We start from the raw sequence: 18493 nt of genomic DNA, 5'->3' as shown, positions 1-18493 counted from the left end.
TAAAATGCAAAAAATGTATACAAAAATTACTTCGAATATTAAGGTTTCTGTAACGCCTGAATATGATAGCAAAAATTCTTATCCCTCTGAAAACAGATTTGTTTTTAAGTATAATATTGTCATAGAAAATGAAGGAGATTTTACAATAAAAATTCTTAAAAGAAAATGGCTTATCTTCGATGTGGGGTTCGGATTTACTGAAGTGGTAGGAGACGGTGTAATAGGTCTTACTCCGGATGTACATCCCAATGAACAGTTTGCCTATTTTTCAAATGTCATGCTGCGTTCCGGAGTTGGAAATATGAGCGGGAAATATCTTGTTCGAAATGAAGAAACAAATGATAATTTCGAAATTGATATTCCTAAATTTAATCTGCTTTCTGCAGTTTTGATCAATTGATTTTAGAAAATATATAAATTTAATTGAAGCAAGTCATTACAGTTTTTTCAGTTTTGCTTGAAAACTTTCATGAATTTCTTCATTTCTTGTAATCAATAATCTTTCAAAACCTAATAAAGCAATTTTTGCACAGGCTTCTGCATCATCGCCGGCTCTGTGGTGGTTAAATTTAATCTGATGATGTTCTGCTAAGTTTTTCAAACCATATTTTGGCAGATAATTCCATGATTTTTTAGCAACCTGAATACTGCAGAGATAATTTAAATTTGGTTTGAACATTCCGTAGTAATCAAGACAGCTTCTCAAAACTCCCGCATCAAAACTGGCATTATGAGCAATCATTAAAGTGCCATACATCATTTCCTGTACTTCGTACCAAATATCATCAAAAGTAGGAGCATCTTTCACATCACTGGGTAAAATACCGTGTACATCAATATTTCTCTGATTAAAATAAGGAAAACTCGGAGGTTTTATCAGCCATGTTTTGGTTGAAACAATCTGTGAATTTTCTACAATGCAAATTCCTAATTCGCAAGCTGAATGTCTTTCGTGAGTAGCCGTTTCAAAATCTATTGCGCAGAAATCCATTTAAATGCTTAAAGTTTGTTGTTAAATGTTTTAATCTTGAATATTTTAATAAAATGAAAATCTAATTTCTTTTACCGCCTAAAAAATGTTTAAAAATCAGCCATTCAGTTTGATAATACTTTTTGAACTGATTTTTTTGACGAAGTTTCAAAGATCCCGGAATTTGCATATAAAAACCGATATGTCCTCGTAAAACTGCCCAAAGATGAGAAAAACCATTTTTATAAGCAAAATAAAAAGCAGCAGCTCCGTCTAAAATCATTCTGGAAAATAAGATCCAGATTAGATTGGGAAAAGGAAGATTTTTCAGCATCATCGAAAGATTATTTCTGATGTTGAGGAACGTCTTTTGCGGACTTTGTTTATTTAAAGTTCCGCCGCCAACATGATAGACTTTTGATTTTCCGGTGTAATATATTTTTCTGCCAGAATTGATCAATCTCCAGCATAAATCTATTTCTTCCTGATGCGCAAAAAATCTCGCATCAAAGCCGTTTTGCTCCCAAAAATCTTTAGATCTGATAAAAAAACAGCATCCTGAAGCCCAGAAAATTTCAACTTCATCATCATACTGTCCTTCATCTTTTTCTACACTGTCAAAAATTCTTCCTCTGCAATATGGGTAGCCTAAATTATCGATCAAACCACCTCCGGCTCCTGCAAATTCGAAATAATTCTTATTTGAATAGGATAAAATCTTTGGCTGTACAGCTGCAATCTGATCATTCATTTTAAATAAATTTAAAACAGGATCAATCCAATTTACAGTGACTTCTACATCAGAATTTAACAGACAATAATATTCTGCATTTATTTTTTTTAAACCTTCGTTGTACCCACCTGCAAAACCATAGTTTTTATCATTTACAACGATTTTTACTGTAGAAAATTTAGTTTTAATGAAATCTACAGAATCATCATCAGAAAAATTATCTATGACGTAAATTTCAGCATTTTGAGAATGATTGATTACCGATGGAAGAAATTTCTCCAACCAGTTTTTACCGTTCCAATTGAGGATGACAATAGCTAAATTTTCTGACATTGATAATTATAATTTTTCAGAATCAAAAGTTTTGATAGAATCCTGATATTTCCATTTTCTGTGTGACCAAAGATAATTATCAGGTCTTTTTTTGATGGTATTTTCTAATAACTGATGGAATTTTTTGACTACTTCATTGGTTACAAATTTCTCGCCTTCAGGTTGAATTCTATGATAATTGATCTGATAGTGACCTCGTTTTACTTTTTTCATTTCAGAATAAATAAAAACCAGATCCATCCTTGTTGCCAATTTATCATATCCTATAAAAGCCGGTGTTCTCTGATTCAGAAATTCTAATCCGTAATTGACGTGTGATGAATGGGGCGTCTGATCAGCAACAAACAGATAAATAGCATCCCCATTATTTTTATTTCTCAAAATATTCATAATCACCTCGTTGGCTTCCAAAGCGGTGTTTCCAAATTTACTTCTTACCTTTTTCATCTGGTCTTCCCAAAAAGTGCTGTTTACTTTTCTGTAAACCGGATGACAGTGGGTCTGAGGAACTACAGTGGCTAATGTATTCATCCATTCCCAATTAAAAACGTGGCCCGCAAGCAAAATAATATTCTTGCCCTCATCTTTAGCTTCTTTAAATAAATGCTGATTGATATGCTGCATCCGCACTTTAGTCTCAGTTTCTGAAAGGGTGAAAGATTTTATAGTTTCTACCAGATAATCAGAAAAATTCCTGTAAAAGTTTTTTCTTATTTCTGCAATTTCTTCGAATGACTTTTCTGGGAAAGAATTTTTAAGATTCTGAGTGATGATTTTTTTTCGATATCCGACAAAATAATAGTTTAAGAAGAAAATGATGTCCGAAAAAATATATAATATTTTTAGCGGCATTTTAGAAATGAGGTAAAGTATTTTAATCAGAAAATTCATAAAGTCTACAAATTTAGGAATAATAAAATTATGGTTTTATATTTGCTACAAATAAGTATTATTTTTTTAATTTTATAGGATGGAATCGCCAAGATTTGGAGTACAAATACCAATTCATATTACGCAGTTACATATTACCTTAAACAATTATAATCTACACATGAAAAAGATCTCAAAAAATACAGCAATATTGACTTTTCTTACCTTTGGAAGCTTTGCATTTGCTCAAAATATAAAAGCTCCATCAGAGATTAAAAACTCTGACAGTAAAGCTTTGATTGTAAAAACTGATCATGCAGAACTTGAAGCCAAGAAAAAATCTGCCGAGGAAAAAGCCAAATTGCCTAAACCTTATGATCCCAAAGCGAACGCAGAAAGTGATATTGAAAAATTAGTTTCGCAAGCTAAAAAAGAAAAGAAAAACATCATGATCCAGGCCGGAGGAAACTGGTGCATCTGGTGTTTAAGATTCAACCAATATGTGCAGACCACTCCAGAGCTGAAAAAATTGGTGGATGACAATTATGTTTATTATCATTTAAATTATTCTCCGGATAATAAAAACGAAAAAGTTTTCGAGAAATATGGAAATCCCGGTGACAAATTTGGTTATCCTGTATTCATTGTTTTAGATCAGAATGGAAAAATGATCCATGTACAGCAAAGTGATGTTTTGGAAGAAGGAAAAGGATACAGCCTTGAAAAAGTAAAAGAATTTTTCAATACCTGGACTACAAAATCATAAAATAAAAACCGAGAAATTTCTCGGTTTTTATTTTATAAAAGTTTCTTGATCCATTTTATCTTATTTTCAGAGTAGGGTGGATATTTCAAATCTGGTTCTCCCCAAGTTGCCCGGTCAAGAACAGCTTTTTGATGCGAAAAAGTCTCAAAGCCAAATTTCCCATGATAACTTCCCATCCCGGAATTTCCGACTCCTCCAAACGGAAGATTGTAGTTTCCTAAATGCATCACTACATCATTGATACAACCTCCGCCAAATGATAATTTCTGTGTAAACAGATTTTTTTCTTCATCATTGCTCGTGAAAATATATGCTGATAAAGGTTTTTCTAATTCTAAAACTGAATTTAATGCGTGATGGAAACTGGTAAATGAAATTACTGGCAATATAGGCCCGAAAATTTCTTCCTGCATGATATCATCTTCCCAGCTCACATTATTTAAAATAGTGGGTTCAATATGAAGATTATCTTCATTGAAATTTCCTCCAAAATATACTTTCTGCGGATCGATTAATTGAATAAGTCTTTCAAAATTTTTCTTATTGATAATTCTTGTGTATTGCTCAGAATTTGCCTCATATTTAAATTCTGTGATATATTTTCTAAGCATTTCTAAAAACTGTTCTTTTACAGATTCTTCAACCAAAATATAATCTGGAGCAACGCAGGTTTGTCCGGCGTTTAAAAATTTCCCCCAAACGATTCTTTTAGCGGCAACTTCAATATTTGCATCTTTCGTAACGATCACAGGAGATTTTCCACCGAGTTCTAGTGTGACAGGTGTCAAATGTTCTGCAGCTGCTTTGTAAACGATTTTACCAACTTTAGTACTTCCGGTAAAAAATATTTTGTCGAATTTTAATTTTAAAATTTCGGTAGTTTCATCAATACCGCCTTCAAAAACGTGAATATATTCTGAAGGAAAATTTTCATTGATGATTTTTGCCATTGCTTTCATTGTGTTTTCGGCAATTTCACTGGGTTTTAAGATACAGCAATTTCCGGCAGCTATTGATGCGATTAAAGGCGATAACGATAACTGATAAGGGTAATTCCACGCTCCAATGACCAAAGTGCAGCCAAGAGGTTCAGGATAGATTTTACTGGTCGCAATCTGATTAGATAAATTGGTGGTAACTTTCTTCGGTCTTGAAAGTGAGTTTAAATTTTTTAAATAATAACCAATATCTTTTAAAACAAATGAAATCTCTGTAACATACGTTTCAAATTGAGATTTTCCAAAATCTTTATCAATTGCTTCATACAATAAATTTTCATTTTTAATAATTAAATCTCTTAGTTTCTCAAGATACATCTTTCTGAATTTTATGTTCTTGGTTTTTTGAGTTTTAAAAAATTCCCTTTGAGAGTAGAGTATATCTTGGTGATTCATTCTTTATAATTTATAGGTAACAGAGTGTGCTAAAAAATATGCCAAAGTCAATATACAAAAAAACCACTTCTTACGAAGTGGTCTGTATATTAGAGAAAATCTCTGAAAGTCTTAAGCTTCTTCAGCAGGAGTTTCTTCTACTTTAGCTTTAGGAGCCGGTTTAGGAGCCGCAGGTGCAGGAGGTGCATCAGATACAATGTCAAATTCAAAATTGTATTCAACATTTCTGTGTAATCTGATAATTGCAGTTACTTTACCAGTTCTCTTAATCGTGTTTCCTGGGATTTTGATATATTTCTTATCTACTTCAACACCTGCTTTAGCAAGAGCTGCAGAAAGATCTGCATTATTGATAGATCCGAATAGTTTATCACCAGAACCTACTTTTGTAGGAATTGTGATAGAAGTTTTCTTCAACTGATCTACTTTTGCATTAGCAGCAGCGATCAATTTTGCTTCTTCTTCTTTTCTAGCTTCCAGAGTAGCTTCTAAAGTAGCTTTGTTTTTAGGTGTAGCCAAAAGAGCAATACCTTGAGGTAACAAGAAGTTTCTTGCGTAACCTGGCTTTACATTTACTGTATCGAATTCAAGACCTAAATTTTCTACGTCTTTTTTAAGGATAATTTCCATTGTTGTTGTCCGTTTTTTAGTTTTAGAGAAAAGAAAAAAGAAAAAAGAAGAAAGACATTTTGTCTTAAAAATTATTTCTTTTCTTCAATCTAAAAATCGTTAGAATTAATTATTTATTCAGCAACTTAAAAAAAGAGAAAAAGACGGAAAATCTTTTCTCTTTTCTCTTGTTTCTTTTTCTTATTTTAATAAGTCAGCTACATAAGGCATCATTGCAAGGTGTCTTGCTCTTTTGATTGCCGAAGAAACTTTTCTTTGGTATTTTAAAGAAGTACCGGTGTATCTTCTTGGTAAAATTTTACCTTGCTCATTAACGAACTGTAATAAGAAATCAGCGTCTTTGTAATCAACGTGCTTGATTCCGAATTTTTTGAATCTACAGTACTTTTTATCAGTTTTTGTATTAATGTCAAGTGGAGTAAGAAATTTTACTTCAGATTCACCTCCAGCAGAGGCTTGTTTAGCCATATCATCTATTGCCATGTCTTTGTCTTTTTTAAATTTGGGTTAGGTAATTAAGCTCTTGAAGCTTTAAGTTTAGTTCTTCTAGTTACAGCGTACTCTACAGCATGCTTGTCTAGTTTTGTAGTAAGGTAACGAATTACTCTTTCGTCACGTTTGAATGCCAATTCTAAGTCAGCAACTACAGTTCCTTCACCTTTAAACTCGATTAAAGTGTAGAATCCATTCTTTTTTAATTGAATAGGATAAGCTAATTTCTTCAATCCCCAATTTTCTCTAGTGACAATCTCACAGTTTTTTTCTTTGATAAGATCTTCAAATTTTTTCACTGCTTCCTCCACCTGAGCATCAGATAGAACGGGAGTTAAAATGAAAACAGTTTCGTAATTGTTCATAATGTAAATGAATTTGTTAATTATTTCGAGGTGCAAAAATATGAATTATATTTATAATACACAATAAGCCAGCGTTTATATGATGAATTTAATTTGATTTAAACGACCAAAAAAATACGTTTAAAATCATGTTCTGAAGATAAAATGAAATTATAAGTAATTTTCTGTCCCGCAGATCACACAGATTTTCACAGATCTTTTAAATTCTAATAATTACGATAGTAATAAATTTAAGTAAATTAATTTTCAATTTTTATTTTTGAAAATTTGAGAGATCTGTCGGAAATTTATTTAATTCAAAATATTCTTTACTCTTCCTTACTTCTGATTTCTGTAAGAAAATTCATTTTTAAAACATCATACAAAGAATGTCTGCTGACTAAAATTGATAATATCGAAGAAACCATACCCGCCAACATCAGATGAAAAATAAGAGAATGTCTGTCAGTCATTTCCAGAACAATAATTGCTGACGTAAACGGAGCTCTCGTTATTCCCGTTAAAAAAGCAACCATTCCTGCAAGAATAACGACGTTGGTTTCGTTGGGTGTTAAATGTATTGCTCCTGAAATTACCGAACCGATACTTGCTCCCGCCGTTAAAGCCGGAGCGAAAATTCCACCTGCGCCACCAGAGGTGAATGATAATGCAGGACCAAGCATTCTTAATATCGGAACATACCAATCTTCATGTTTATCCTGAGTGAAGAGTACACGCTCCATGATTTCTTTTCCTGAACCTAAAATTTCACGACTGATAAAAAACGATATACAAGCGATTAGTAAAGCACAGCCGATAAGAAATAACACGTTTGCTTTATCAGTTTTCAGTTTTCTTTTTTTCCAGTCATTCATTTTCAGCATGGTTACAGAAAGCTGGCTTGCGAGAATTCCTGCAACTCCTCCTACCAAAATAATCGGAAACATGACCATCAGCGAAACGTCGTTCGTTTTTGGATAACCTAAATATAAATAGGAACCTGCTAAAGTTTGTGCCGTTAAACCTGCAATAATTACCGCCGTAAAAAGTGCGGTTTTAAAGTAATTGATATGCGTTTTTGAAAGTTCTTCAACGGCAAATACAATTCCGCCAAGAGGTGTATTAAATGCTGCTGCCAATCCTGCTGCTGCACCTGTCATAATCATGTTTTTCTTTGAAATTTTTGGCCACCATTCCGGAAGATACTCATTGACCTTTCTGAAGATTGAACCGGCAATTTGTATCGTAGGACCTTCACGCCCTACTGCGCCACCGCCAATGACTAAAACTACGGATGATATAATTTTAAAAACAATGATTTTTAAGCTTAAAAGACTGCGTATTTTTTTATGCTCTTTCGGATTTGCCAGTTCTACTGCTGCCATCACCTGAGGAATTCCGCTGCCTTTTGCGTACGGTGCAAATTCTTTGACCAGCCACCAAGATAAAACAAAACCTATAGGAGCGATGATGAAAATCATCCAGTCGTGCCAGTTGAGAATGAAATGCAATAAATTTTCACCCCAGGCAAATATTTTCGCATACATCACTGCAAAAAAGCCTGTAATCACCGAACCGATCCAAAAGGGTATTGCCTGAAGCAGATTATGTTTCAGATGTTCGTTTCGGATGTTGTCGAAAGATTTTTTAAGACTTGTTCGGAAGTAGATGATTATTCTACGCATACTCCAAATTTAATTTAATTTTTACGAATATTAAAATTTTAATAGTGATTTTGATAAATTAATTTTGAAATTCATAATAACTTCAGTTTAAAATTTTCTGAATTTAATTTCAAATATGAAGTTTAAATAAAAGAAAAATGCACAAAAAAACCTCCGAAAAAAAATCGAAGGTTATATTTAAAAGTATTGGCAATTACTCATTACCAATTACTGATTGCTTATATCTCAGTGTTCAAATCCCAGTTCTGAAGATAATCGTGAACGTGTTTAAGCATCATTCCACCTAAAGAACCGTCTACAACTCTGTGATCGTAAGAGTGAGACATGAACATCAACTGACGAATTGCAATTACATCTCCGTCTTTTGTTTCAAGAACTGCAGGTTTTTTAACGATCGCTCCAATTGCCATAATGGCAACCTGTGGTTGAGGAATGATAGGAGTTCCCATTAAGTTTCCAAAACTTCCTACGTTAGAAATTGTATAAGTTGCTCCCTGAGTGTCTTCTGGTCTTAATTTTTTGTTTCTCGCTCTGTAAGCCAAATCGTTGATCGCTTTTGCTAAACCAGAAAGTGATAACTGGTCAGCATTTTTGATTACAGGAACGATAAGATTTCCATCTGGTAAAGCAGTTGCCATACCGATGTTGATGTTTTTCTTTTTGATGATATTGTCACCATTGATAGAAACATTGATCATCGGGAAATCCTGAATAGCTTTTACAATCGCTTTCACGAAAATCGGCATGAAGGTTAGTTTTTCACCTTCACGTTTTTCGAACATATCTTTGTTCTTAGCTCTCCATTTTACAACGTTGGTTACGTCTGTTTCGATAAAAGAGGTTACGTGTGGAGCAATATGTTTTGCTTTCACCATGTTTTCAGCGATGATTTTTCTCATTCTGTCCATAGGAATGATTTCGTCACCTGCAGCTACAGAAATTGTAGAAGCCGGGGCTGAAGTTGCAGCTGGTGGAGCAGTAGCTGTCTGAACAGGAGCTGCTTGTTGCTGAACGGCTTGCTGAGGCTGGTTTCCTCTGTTGGAAACGTGAGATAAAATATCTTCTTTCGTAATTCTTCCTTCTAAACCGCTACCTTTAATGGTTTTCAGTTCAGTTTCAGAAATGTTTTCCTGTTGAGCAATAGATTTTACAAGTGGAGATAAATAAAGGTCTCCAGAAAATTCTACGTGAGAGGTTGCTGTTGGATTTAAAGGCTCTTCAATCGCTTTAATGGTATCTGCATCGGGAGCTGAAGTTTCTGTTTTAACTTCTTCAGATGCTGTACTTGCGCCTTCTCCTTCAATTTCTAAAATGGCGATGGCTTCACCTATTTTTGCAACTTCGTCTTTCTGTTTTAAGATTTTTACAATTTTCCCCGAAACCGGTGTTGGTACATCCGAATCTACCTTGTCTGTTGCAATTTCTACTACCGAATCATCTTCTTTTACATGATCACCTTCATTGAATAACCATGTGATAATAGTAGCTTCCATCACGCCTTCACCCATAGAAGGAAGCAATAATTTGTATTCTGCCATTTTCTAATTTTAGATTTTGACAAATATATAAAAAAAATCGGTTTTTTTATGAAATAGATAATTTTAGAAAAATTCTATATAAATATTTTCACCTACATTTAATCCGAAAAGGGTTTTTGCACCGTTCTTCTTACTGCCCTTGTAAATGGTGAGTTCAAGTTGTTGACTGTCGTTGAAAATAGCTGCAGATTGCCCGTGATATTCGGTTTCTCTATCCCAATCTGCGACTACTTCGGTATGGCTGGAGTAAATTTTCGATAAACTCAAATTTCTGAACTTTATGGTGAATTTTTCGAAACCTTTTGCTAAAGTTTCAAAGAATTCCTGACTGATATTTGAGATTATGTTTCCGAAATTATCAATATACATTACTTCGCCAATGATCATCTTTTCGGGCTCGTTATAAACCGGTTTTGGAAATAAAAGCTGCTTTACGTCATCAATTTTTCTCCCAATTACTTCAGGAAGTCCACCGTTTGCCAAATGAACTGCAACGGGAACGAAAACATCGGTTGACGTGAAATTGACAACATCATCGAATCTATTGTTAAGGGTGATTTCGTAAATGGCTTCAGGTTTAATGTCAAAAAAAACCAAACTCAGTAATCCATTATCGGCTGCTAAAAAATACGAGCCATCTGCTTTATATAAAATATTTTTTCTCGACTTGTGATAAAAACTGTCAACAGCTACAATGTGAATCGTTCCTTTCGGAAAATAACGATAAGCATTTCTTACAATATATGATGTCTGAATAAGGTTATATGCCTGAATATCATGACTGATATCTATGCTGTTGACTTCAGGGTTTAATGACATGATTTTCCCTTTCATAGCCGAAACTCTGTAATCTAAACGTCCGAAATCTGAGGTGAGGGTAATAATTGACATGAATAATCTAATACAGCTGCAAATTTATCTAAAATAAAAGGAAAGAATTAAATATTGTGGATAAGAATTTGATATAAATCTGAAAAAAAACTTTTAAATTTAAAATCTAATAATAAAAATATTTGCATGTTTGAATTAACGTATGATTTAGAAGGTATTGATTCAAAAAACTTTTACGGAGTTAACAACCAATATTTCAATCTAATAAAATCCAGCTTTCCAACCCTTAAAATTACGGGAAGAGATCATCACATTTTTGCGATGGGTAATCAGGAGGCTCTTGATATATTTAAACTAAAACTGGACGATATTGTCTCATTTATTTCCAAAAATAATTCTATAGGACTTAAAGACGTTGAAAACTTCCTCAACCTGAAAGATGAGAATGAAAAACATTTTGTGTTTGATCAGGACATTATTGTAAAAGGTGTCAACGGTAAAATAATTAAAGCAAAGACAACCAATCTCAAAAAACTCGTCAAAGAAACCGAGAAAAAAGACATGGTCTTTGCCATTGGTCCTGCAGGAACAGGGAAAACTTATACCAGTGTTGCTCTGGCTGCAAGAGCATTAAGAGATAAGGAAGTTAAGAGAATTGTGTTAACAAGACCCGCTGTGGAAGCAGGAGAAAGTCTTGGGTTTTTGCCGGGAGATCTTAAAGAAAAGCTTGACCCGTATTTACAACCCTTGTATGATGCGCTTCGTGATATGATTCCTCATGAGAAACTGGAAGGTTTTATGGAAAAGAAAATCATTGAAGTTGCTCCACTCGCATTTATGAGAGGAAGAACGCTAGATGATGCTTTTGTGATTTTGGATGAAGCTCAAAATACCACTCATGCCCAAATGAAAATGTTTCTGACGAGAATGGGAATGAATGCTAAATTTATCATCACAGGAGATCCCACACAAATTGATTTGCCTCCAAAGCAGCATTCCGGTTTAAAAGAAGCCATGAGAATTCTGAAAGATGTGAAAGAAATTGGTTTCGTTTATTTAACTGAGGAAGATGTAGTGAGACACCCGGTTGTAAAGAAAATTATCCTAGCGTACAATGAAGAAGACAAGAAGGCAAGAGAATAAGTTTTTTTTGGTTTAGATTTTTTTTTTAAAAATATTTGGTCAATCTATAAAAAGTGATATATTTGGGCTCTTAAAATTTGTTAAAACTTTAAACTATGAAAAAATTATTATTGGTTGCTTCGGTGATCTTAATGGGAATTACTGTGAAAGCTCAAGAATTTAGATTCGGACCAAAAGCAGGATATTCCTTGTCAATGTTGAAGAGCGAGAGTGATGGACAGACTTATAAGGCCGATTCCAAATCGACATTCTATGCAGGTGGTTTTGTTGAATATAAATTTAATGACAAATTTGCTGTTCAAGGTGAAGTACTGTATTCACCGCTTGGAGGTAAGCAGGACGAAAGTTATTCAGAAGTTGTAAACGGTGTTTTGGTAACTTCAAGTGCTAAGGCTGATTATAAATTGGGAACGGTACAAATTCCTGTAAGTGCAAAGTATTTTGCTACAGAAAATTTTGCTATAGGACTAGGTCTTAATGTAGGTGTGATAACTACTGCAGAAGTTGAATATGACGTAACAGGTAGTGTTTCAGGAAATGGCGAGTCTGTATCAGCGTCACAGAGTGGTACAGTTGATATTAAAGACAATACCAATACATTAAATTTAGCACCATTTTTAGGAGTTGAGTATACTTTAGAAAATGGTTTGTTTTTCGATGCAAGATATAATTATGGTGTTTCAAACCTTGCTAAAGATTCTGGAGAAGGTAAATTGACAAACAGCTTTTTACAAGTTGGCGTAGGTTTTAAATTCGGTGGAAACTAGAATATAAAACTTTAAAAATTAATATAGAGCAGGGCATATTGTCCTGCTTTTTTTATGATGTGGTATCTTGCGGCATTGCGTTTGCTGTAGAAGTGGATATTTCGATAATCAAACTTTAATTAAATTAAAAATGAAAAAACTACTATTATTAGGAGCATTTGCTTTTTTTGGAGGAGCGGTGCAGGCACAGGAAGGTCTTAAGCTGGGAGGTCATATTGGTGTACCCGTTGGAGATGCAAGCAAATATTCTTCTTTTACATTTGGTGTAGATGGAGCTTATATGTGGAATATTGCTAAAAATTTCGATTTAGGTGTGGCTACAGGTTATTCTCACTTCGTTGGAAAGGATTATGAGTTTAAAGGAGATCGTTATAAGTCTGATGATTTCGGTTTTATACCGATTGCTGTTGCAGGAAAATACAGATTTGCTAAAGCTCCTATTTTCGTAGCGTTAGATTTAGGATATGCAGTTTCTGTGAAAGATGGGGTAGATGGTGGTTTGTATGCTCAGCCGAAGTTCGGCTACCAAATGCCGAAAGCAGAATTGTACATAGGTTTCCAAACAATAGGAAGCAGACGTGATTTTGACAGAGAAAGAATTGAAAATAATTTCGGAGCCATCAATTTCGGGGTTAATTTCTTCTTGAAGTAAATTACATTTAAAACAGGTTATATTAAACTCCAATTGAAAGATTGGAGTTTTTTATTTCAATTCATTAAAAAAAAGATAATTAATTCTCTTAATTGCGATTTTAATCAAAAAAAGTCACTAGCGATGGTGATTTTTATCATGTTAACAAATTTTAATATTAAAAATTACCGTTCTAAATTTGCAGCCAAGAAAGTATAAAATTATTCAAAATGAAAAAATTATTAGTCGCTAGTGCTGTTGCACTTTTCGGTTTATCAAACGCTCAGATTGCTAAAGGAACTACTTATGTTTCTGGTGTAGTAGGTTATTCTTCTGTAGAAAATAATAATAATGATAATAAAGTTGACAACTTTGCAGTTGTTCCAACTGTAGGTTATTTTGTTGCACCAAACTTAGCTGTAGGTTTAGGAGTTGGTTATGCTTCAACTATTGACAAAACAACTTATGAGAATGGTTACGAAAAACAAACTTTATCTGCATTTGTAGTAGAGCCTTTCGTAAGAAAATACTGGACTTTAGGAGATAAATTATATTTCTTCGGTCAATTATCAGTTCCTATGCAGTTTGGTACTGAGAAATATGAAGAAACTGAAAACAACAACTCATTCTCTGAAAAAGTAAAATACAATTCGTTCGGTGTTTCTGTAAAGCCAGGTTTAGATTATTTCTTAAACAAAAACTGGACTATCGAAGCTACAATCGGAGAGTTTGGTTACAATACATCTAAATATGATGTTGAAGGTGCTCAGAACGTAAACAACTTTAACTTCGGATTAAACCTTGCTAACGTAGGTATCGGTGTTAAATATGTATTTGCTAAATAATTGGTAAAAATATAATTGATATAAATCCTGAGATTTTTCTCAGGATTTTTTTTGTTCTAAACTAAAACAATTTGGTCACATATATAAAAAACTCCCAGAAAATTTCTGAGAGTTTATATATTTTTTTAATTCTTAATCTATTTTCCGAACATTCCGCCCATTCCTGGCATATTTGGCATTTTGCTCATCATCTGCATCATTTGTTTTCCTTGTGGACCCTGCATCATCTTCATCATTTTTCCCATTTGGTCAAATTGTTTCATCAGAGCATTCACATCTTCAATCTTTCTTCCAGCACCTTTTGCAATTCTGTTCTTTCTTTGAGTATTGATAATTGAAGGTCTTCTTCTTTCTTCAGGAGTCATTGAGTGAATAATCGCTTCGATGTGTTTAAAGGCATCATCACTGATCTCCACATCTTTAATGGCTTTTCCGACTCCGGGAATCATTCCCATCAAGTCTTTCATATTACCCATCTTTTTGATTTGGTTGATCTGTTTTAAGAAATCATCAAAACCAAATTCGTTTTTAGCAATTTTCTTGTGAAGTTTTTTTGCTTCTTCTTCATCAAATTGTTCCTGAGCTCTTTCAACCAATGAAACAACGTCTCCCATTCCCAAGATTCTGTCTGCCATCCTTTCCGGGTAGAAAAGATCTAAAGCTTCCATTTTTTCTCCGGTCGAGATAAATTTGATTGGCTTTTCAACCACAGAACGAATCGTTAAAGCCGCTCCACCACGAGTATCACCATCTAATTTCGTTAAAACCACACCGTCAAAATTCAAAGCATCATTAAATGCTTTTGCCGTATTCACAGCATCCTGACCTGTCATTGAATCTACAACGAATAGAGTTTCGTTTGGTTTAATAAAATAATGAACCGATTTAATCTCATTCATCATTTGCTCGTCAATCGCCAAACGACCAGCCGTATCTACGATAACTACATCGTGACCGTTTGATTTAGCAAAACTAATCGCATTTTCGGCAATCGTAGAAGGATTGGTTGCGCCTTCTTCTGTATAAACCGGAACACCGATCTGTCCGCCAAGAACTTTCAATTGATCGATTGCAGCGGGACGGTAAACATCACACGCTACCAGCAAAGGTTTTTTGCTTCTTTTAGTTTTTAAATAATTAGCAAGCTTTCCCGAAAAAGTGGTTTTACCAGAACCTTGCAGACCGGCAATCAGAATAACACTTGGTTTCCCCGCAAGATTGATTCCTTCCTGAGAACCACCCATCAAATCTACCAGCTCGTCATGAACAATCTTCGTCATCAACTGTCCCGGAGTAAGCGATGTAAGAACGTTTTCTCCTAAAGCTTTATCCTGAACTCTTTTTGTAAGATCTTTAGCAACTTTGTAATTAACGTCGGCATCTACCAATGCTCTACGGATTTCTTTTACGGTTTCCGCAACATTGATTTCGGTGATTTTTCCACGTCCGGAAAGATTATGAAGTGCTTTGTCTAATTTATCCTGTAAACTATTGAACATATTGATTGTAAATTATAGTGTGCAAAAATAAGGAATTTTTAATAATTAATATATAGTGTGAATAGATTTGTTTTGAATATCAATATAATCTTATTTTTGCAAAATGAATTTTTCAGATAGTTTTATTGTCATATTTTTAATATTGATTTTAAATATTATTGTCTTTATAATATTTAAAAAGTATCTCTATGGGAAGGAAAATGCAGGGATGAAGTTTTTGACAATAAATATCTCAAAAGATTTACTGTGGATCATTATTTCATTATTGATAATAGATAAGACGAAAGACAATTTTTTATTGATAGTAATTTGCTTTATTGTTGCATCAGTCTTTATATATGCACCCGTTATCAGGAAGATTAACAAATCATGATTTTTTTGATGATAAATATCAATTTTTAATATTGGTAGAGTTTAATAAAATCAATATATTTGCACACGATTAAAAAAGAGATATGAACAGAAAAGTTTCTTCATTATTTTTCGCATTTTTATTTGTGTTTTTGAGCAGTTTTGCATCTGCACAGCACGAAACCGAGGGTGAAAAATCAGCTGAAAAAGTAGAGCATGCAGAAGGTGATAAGCCTTTTAATGCTACAAAAATGATCATGGAACACATCAGTGATTCTAACGAATGGCATTTATGGACTACTAAGGATGAAAGTGGAAAAGAAGATCACGTTTCTATCCCATTACCAATCATTATTAAAGATAATGCAGGATGGCATACTTTCTTATCAAAAGATATTGCTCACGGGCATGAGCACGATGGCTACACACTTCATGAAGGACAAGTAGTTTCTACTAAAGGGGTAGAAAAAGCAACTCTTTTTGCAGTGATTTCAGGAAAACAAAAAGCAAATGACGTATTTTTTGATATGTCAATCACAAAGAATACAGCTTCAATGTTTTTATCAGTGATTTTTATGTTGGTTATTTTCTTAGGAATGGCTAAAAATTATAAAAAATCTCAACTTCCAAAAGGAGCAGGTAAATTATTAGAGCCGGTAATCGTGTTTATAAGAGACGAAGTAGCAATCCCAAATATCGGATCGGTAAAATATAAAAGATATATGCCTTATTTATTAACAGCATTTTTCTTTATCTGGTTCAATAACTTATTCGGATTGATTCCTTTCTTCCCGGGTGGAGCTAACTTAACAGGGAATATTGCAATTACCTCAGTATTAGCGATCATTACTTTATTGATTACTTTATTCAGTGCAAACAAAGATTACTGGAAACACATCTTTATGCCACCGGTTCCTTTGTTATTGTACCCGATTATGGTTCCAATCGAAATCATTGGAATCTTCACAAAACCTTTTGCTTTGATGATGCGACTTTTCGCTAACATCACTGCGGGTCACATTATGATCTTAGCGATTATCTCTTTGATCTTTATCTTTAAATCTCCATTCTTAGGATTTGCATCTGTACCATTGGCATTATTTGTTTCTGTATTGGAACTTTTAGTTGCTGCATTACAGGCTTATATCTTCACGGTATTATCAGCATTGTTTATTGGTATTGCAGTTGCAGAACACGATCACGATCATGCACACAATGATGATGACAGTGTAGGTCACGACACAATGGTAGCTTAATTAAACTAAAATAATTTTAACTAAATATTTATTTATTATGGACATCACAACTGGAACAGGATTAATTTACGTAGGTATCGGTTTGGCAGTATTAGGAGTAGGTCTTGGTATTGGTAAAATCGGTGGGCACGCTATGGATGCTATCGCTAGACAACCAGAACAAGCTGGTAAGATTCAAGGAGCAATGCTTATTGCTGCAGGTCTTATTGAAGGTGCTGGTCTTATTGCGATTATCTTTGGTGCTTTCATCAAGTAATTATCCTCAGAAAAAATATTCTTAGCAGTGAAGCGGTTGGCTGCTGCTAAGAATTTTTAAAAAAAGATATCCATAAATTATTACATTAAAAAAAGAATTACAGATATGGGAATTATAGAACCTGGAATTGGACTTTTGTTTTGGATGACGCTTACATTCGTTATCCTGTTATTTATCCTTGCTAAATTTGCTTGGAAACCAATTGTAAATGCAGTAAATGACAGAGAAGCTTCTATCGTTGATGCTTTGAATCAGGCTAAATTGGCTAAAAAAGAAATGGAAGATCTTAAATCTGATAACGAAAGAATTATTCGTGAAGCTAAAATTGAAAGAGATTCTATCCTTAAAGAAGCTAGAGAAATTAAAGACAGAATTGTAGGTGAAGCGAAAGATATTGCTAAAGCTGAAGGTGATAAAATGATCGAATCTGCTAAGCAAACCATCCAGACTGAGAAGAATGCTGCAATGTCAGAAATCAGAACTCAGATTGGTGCATTATCTGTAAATATTGCAGAATCTATCTTGCAGAAAAATTTAGAGAAAACTGAAGCTCAGGACGAGTTGGTTCAAAATTATTTAAACAAATCTAATCTTAACTAAGAATGCTTACATCTAAAGTAGCTAAAAGATACGCACAAGGTTTGCTGGATTTCACAAATGAATCCGGACAGACTGCTGCTGTATTTTCTGAGATGAAAGATGTTAAGAAAGTGATGTCTGAATCTGAGGATTTAAACAAATTTTTCAAGACACCTTACATTGATGCAAAAAAGAAAGAGGACGTTGCAAAAGAGATTTTCAAAGGTTTTTCACCGGTTTCTCAAAATTTGATTACTTTAGTGATCAGACATGGGCGTGAGAATCAACTGAAAAACATTGCTCAGGAATTCATCAATAAGGTTGAAGATATCAATGGAGTACAGAGAATCACTCTTACTACAGCGACTCAGCTTTCTAAAGAAAATATTGATCAGATTTTAAAATCTACAGATTTAGTAAAAGCAGATTCAAACTTTGACTTAAATCTTACCATCAATCCTGATATTTTAGGAGGATATATTTTAAGAGTAGGTGACCAGCAGATCGATGCATCTGTGAAATCTAAGCTTAATAATATAAAAAAAGATTTTCATTTAAATTAAGAAAAAAACAACCATAT

21 protein-coding genes are annotated in these 18493 nt (G+C 33.7%); 10 read left to right on the top strand and 11 right to left on the bottom strand.

Going from position 1 to position 18493, the window contains the following annotated elements; genetic code table 11:
* Positions 1–13 precede the first annotated feature (13 nt).
* Positions 14–400, top strand: coding sequence for a Co2+/Mg2+ efflux protein ApaG (gene apaG, locus ACZZ9T_RS13100; RefSeq protein WP_463442446.1), 387 nt, complete (start codon positions 14–16; stop codon positions 398–400).
* A 36-nt stretch (positions 401–436) separates the two neighbouring features.
* On the opposite strand, the gene ACZZ9T_RS13095 is transcribed toward apaG, so the two are convergent.
* The 3 genes from ACZZ9T_RS13095 to ACZZ9T_RS13085 form a co-directional block, all read right to left on the bottom strand.
* A complete protein-coding gene (locus tag ACZZ9T_RS13095) occupies positions 437–991 on the bottom strand; it encodes a 3'-5' exonuclease (RefSeq protein ID WP_463442445.1) in 555 nt (184 codons plus the stop codon).
* Positions 992–1052: 61 nt separating this feature from the next.
* Entirely contained in the window at positions 1053–2036 is a 984-nt protein-coding gene (locus ACZZ9T_RS13090; RefSeq protein ID WP_463442444.1) for a glycosyltransferase family 2 protein, read from the bottom strand.
* 6 nt (positions 2037–2042) lie between these two features.
* Positions 2043–2927, bottom strand: a complete 885-nt coding sequence (locus ACZZ9T_RS13085) for a lysophospholipid acyltransferase family protein (protein WP_463442443.1) — start codon at positions 2925–2927, stop codon at positions 2043–2045.
* Between the two features lie 160 nt (positions 2928–3087).
* On the opposite strand from ACZZ9T_RS13085, the gene ACZZ9T_RS13080 reads away from it, so the two are divergent.
* Positions 3088–3672 (top strand): thioredoxin family protein, encoded by a 585-nt coding sequence (locus tag ACZZ9T_RS13080; protein ID WP_463442442.1) that lies wholly within the window; start codon positions 3088–3090, stop codon positions 3670–3672.
* A 32-nt stretch (positions 3673–3704) separates the two neighbouring features.
* Here the strand turns inward: ACZZ9T_RS13080 and ACZZ9T_RS13075 are convergent, their stop codons facing one another.
* From ACZZ9T_RS13075 to ACZZ9T_RS13045, 7 genes are all read right to left on the bottom strand, one after another.
* The gene (locus ACZZ9T_RS13075) at positions 3705–5066 is read right to left on the bottom strand and encodes an aldehyde dehydrogenase (RefSeq protein WP_463442441.1); all 1362 of its coding nucleotides are present in this window, start codon (positions 5064–5066) and stop codon (positions 3705–3707) included.
* 111 nt (positions 5067–5177) lie between these two features.
* Positions 5178–5696, bottom strand: a complete 519-nt coding sequence (rplI, locus tag ACZZ9T_RS13070; protein ID WP_463432821.1) for a 50S ribosomal protein L9 — start codon at positions 5694–5696, stop codon at positions 5178–5180.
* Positions 5697–5876: 180 nt separating this feature from the next.
* A complete protein-coding gene (gene rpsR, locus ACZZ9T_RS13065) occupies positions 5877–6179 on the bottom strand; it encodes a 30S ribosomal protein S18 (protein WP_034757623.1) in 303 nt (100 codons plus the stop codon).
* Positions 6180–6211: 32 nt separating this feature from the next.
* Positions 6212–6553 carry a 30S ribosomal protein S6 gene (rpsF, locus tag ACZZ9T_RS13060; RefSeq protein ID WP_264750155.1) on the bottom strand — a complete coding sequence of 114 codons (342 nt, stop codon included), beginning with the start codon at positions 6551–6553 and terminating at the stop codon, positions 6212–6214.
* Between the two features lie 308 nt (positions 6554–6861).
* Entirely contained in the window at positions 6862–8217 is a 1356-nt protein-coding gene (locus ACZZ9T_RS13055; protein WP_463442440.1) for a chloride channel protein, read from the bottom strand.
* 218 nt (positions 8218–8435) lie between these two features.
* On the bottom strand, positions 8436–9755 hold the full coding sequence (locus ACZZ9T_RS13050; RefSeq protein WP_463442439.1) for a dihydrolipoamide acetyltransferase family protein: 1320 nt from the start codon (positions 9753–9755) through the stop codon (positions 8436–8438).
* A gap of 63 nt (positions 9756–9818) precedes the next feature.
* Positions 9819–10646 carry an SAM hydrolase/SAM-dependent halogenase family protein gene (locus ACZZ9T_RS13045; RefSeq protein ID WP_463432814.1) on the bottom strand — a complete coding sequence of 276 codons (828 nt, stop codon included), beginning with the start codon at positions 10644–10646 and terminating at the stop codon, positions 9819–9821.
* A 126-nt stretch (positions 10647–10772) separates the two neighbouring features.
* On the opposite strand from ACZZ9T_RS13045, the gene ACZZ9T_RS13040 reads away from it, so the two are divergent.
* The 4 genes from ACZZ9T_RS13040 to ACZZ9T_RS13025 all read left to right on the top strand — a co-directional run bounded on the left by ACZZ9T_RS13040 (position 10773) and on the right by ACZZ9T_RS13025 (position 13972).
* A complete protein-coding gene (locus ACZZ9T_RS13040; protein ID WP_463442438.1) occupies positions 10773–11729 on the top strand; it encodes a PhoH family protein in 957 nt (318 codons plus the stop codon).
* Positions 11730–11824: 95 nt separating this feature from the next.
* Positions 11825–12496, top strand: a complete 672-nt coding sequence (locus ACZZ9T_RS13035) for a porin family protein (protein ID WP_463442437.1) — start codon at positions 11825–11827, stop codon at positions 12494–12496.
* Positions 12497–12626: 130 nt separating this feature from the next.
* The gene (locus tag ACZZ9T_RS13030) at positions 12627–13148 is read left to right on the top strand and encodes a hypothetical protein (protein WP_463432810.1); all 522 of its coding nucleotides are present in this window, start codon (positions 12627–12629) and stop codon (positions 13146–13148) included.
* 209 nt (positions 13149–13357) lie between these two features.
* The gene (locus tag ACZZ9T_RS13025) at positions 13358–13972 is read left to right on the top strand and encodes an outer membrane beta-barrel protein (protein ID WP_463442436.1); all 615 of its coding nucleotides are present in this window, start codon (positions 13358–13360) and stop codon (positions 13970–13972) included.
* Between the two features lie 137 nt (positions 13973–14109).
* Here ACZZ9T_RS13025 and ffh read toward each other — a convergent pair whose 3' ends face one another.
* Positions 14110–15471, bottom strand: coding sequence for a signal recognition particle protein (gene ffh / locus ACZZ9T_RS13020; protein ID WP_463442435.1), 1362 nt, complete (start codon positions 15469–15471; stop codon positions 14110–14112).
* 455 nt (positions 15472–15926) lie between these two features.
* Between ffh and atpB the strand changes: the two genes are divergently transcribed.
* The 4 genes from atpB to atpH all read left to right on the top strand — a co-directional run bounded on the left by atpB (position 15927) and on the right by atpH (position 18476).
* Complete coding sequence (gene atpB, locus ACZZ9T_RS13015; protein ID WP_463442434.1) at positions 15927–17078, top strand: F0F1 ATP synthase subunit A; 1152 nt, start codon at positions 15927–15929, stop codon at positions 17076–17078.
* A 37-nt stretch (positions 17079–17115) separates the two neighbouring features.
* The gene (locus ACZZ9T_RS13010; RefSeq protein ID WP_056014715.1) at positions 17116–17334 is read left to right on the top strand and encodes an ATP synthase F0 subunit C; all 219 of its coding nucleotides are present in this window, start codon (positions 17116–17118) and stop codon (positions 17332–17334) included.
* Between the two features lie 105 nt (positions 17335–17439).
* Positions 17440–17934 carry a F0F1 ATP synthase subunit B gene (locus ACZZ9T_RS13005; RefSeq protein ID WP_463432800.1) on the top strand — a complete coding sequence of 165 codons (495 nt, stop codon included), beginning with the start codon at positions 17440–17442 and terminating at the stop codon, positions 17932–17934.
* A gap of 2 nt (positions 17935–17936) precedes the next feature.
* The gene (atpH, locus tag ACZZ9T_RS13000) at positions 17937–18476 is read left to right on the top strand and encodes an ATP synthase F1 subunit delta (protein ID WP_463442433.1); all 540 of its coding nucleotides are present in this window, start codon (positions 17937–17939) and stop codon (positions 18474–18476) included.
* Positions 18477–18493: the final 17 nt, after the last annotated feature.

Source organism: Chryseobacterium sp. AC417 (genome assembly GCF_979258215.1).
This window is presented reverse-complemented; position numbering and strand designations above follow the sequence as displayed.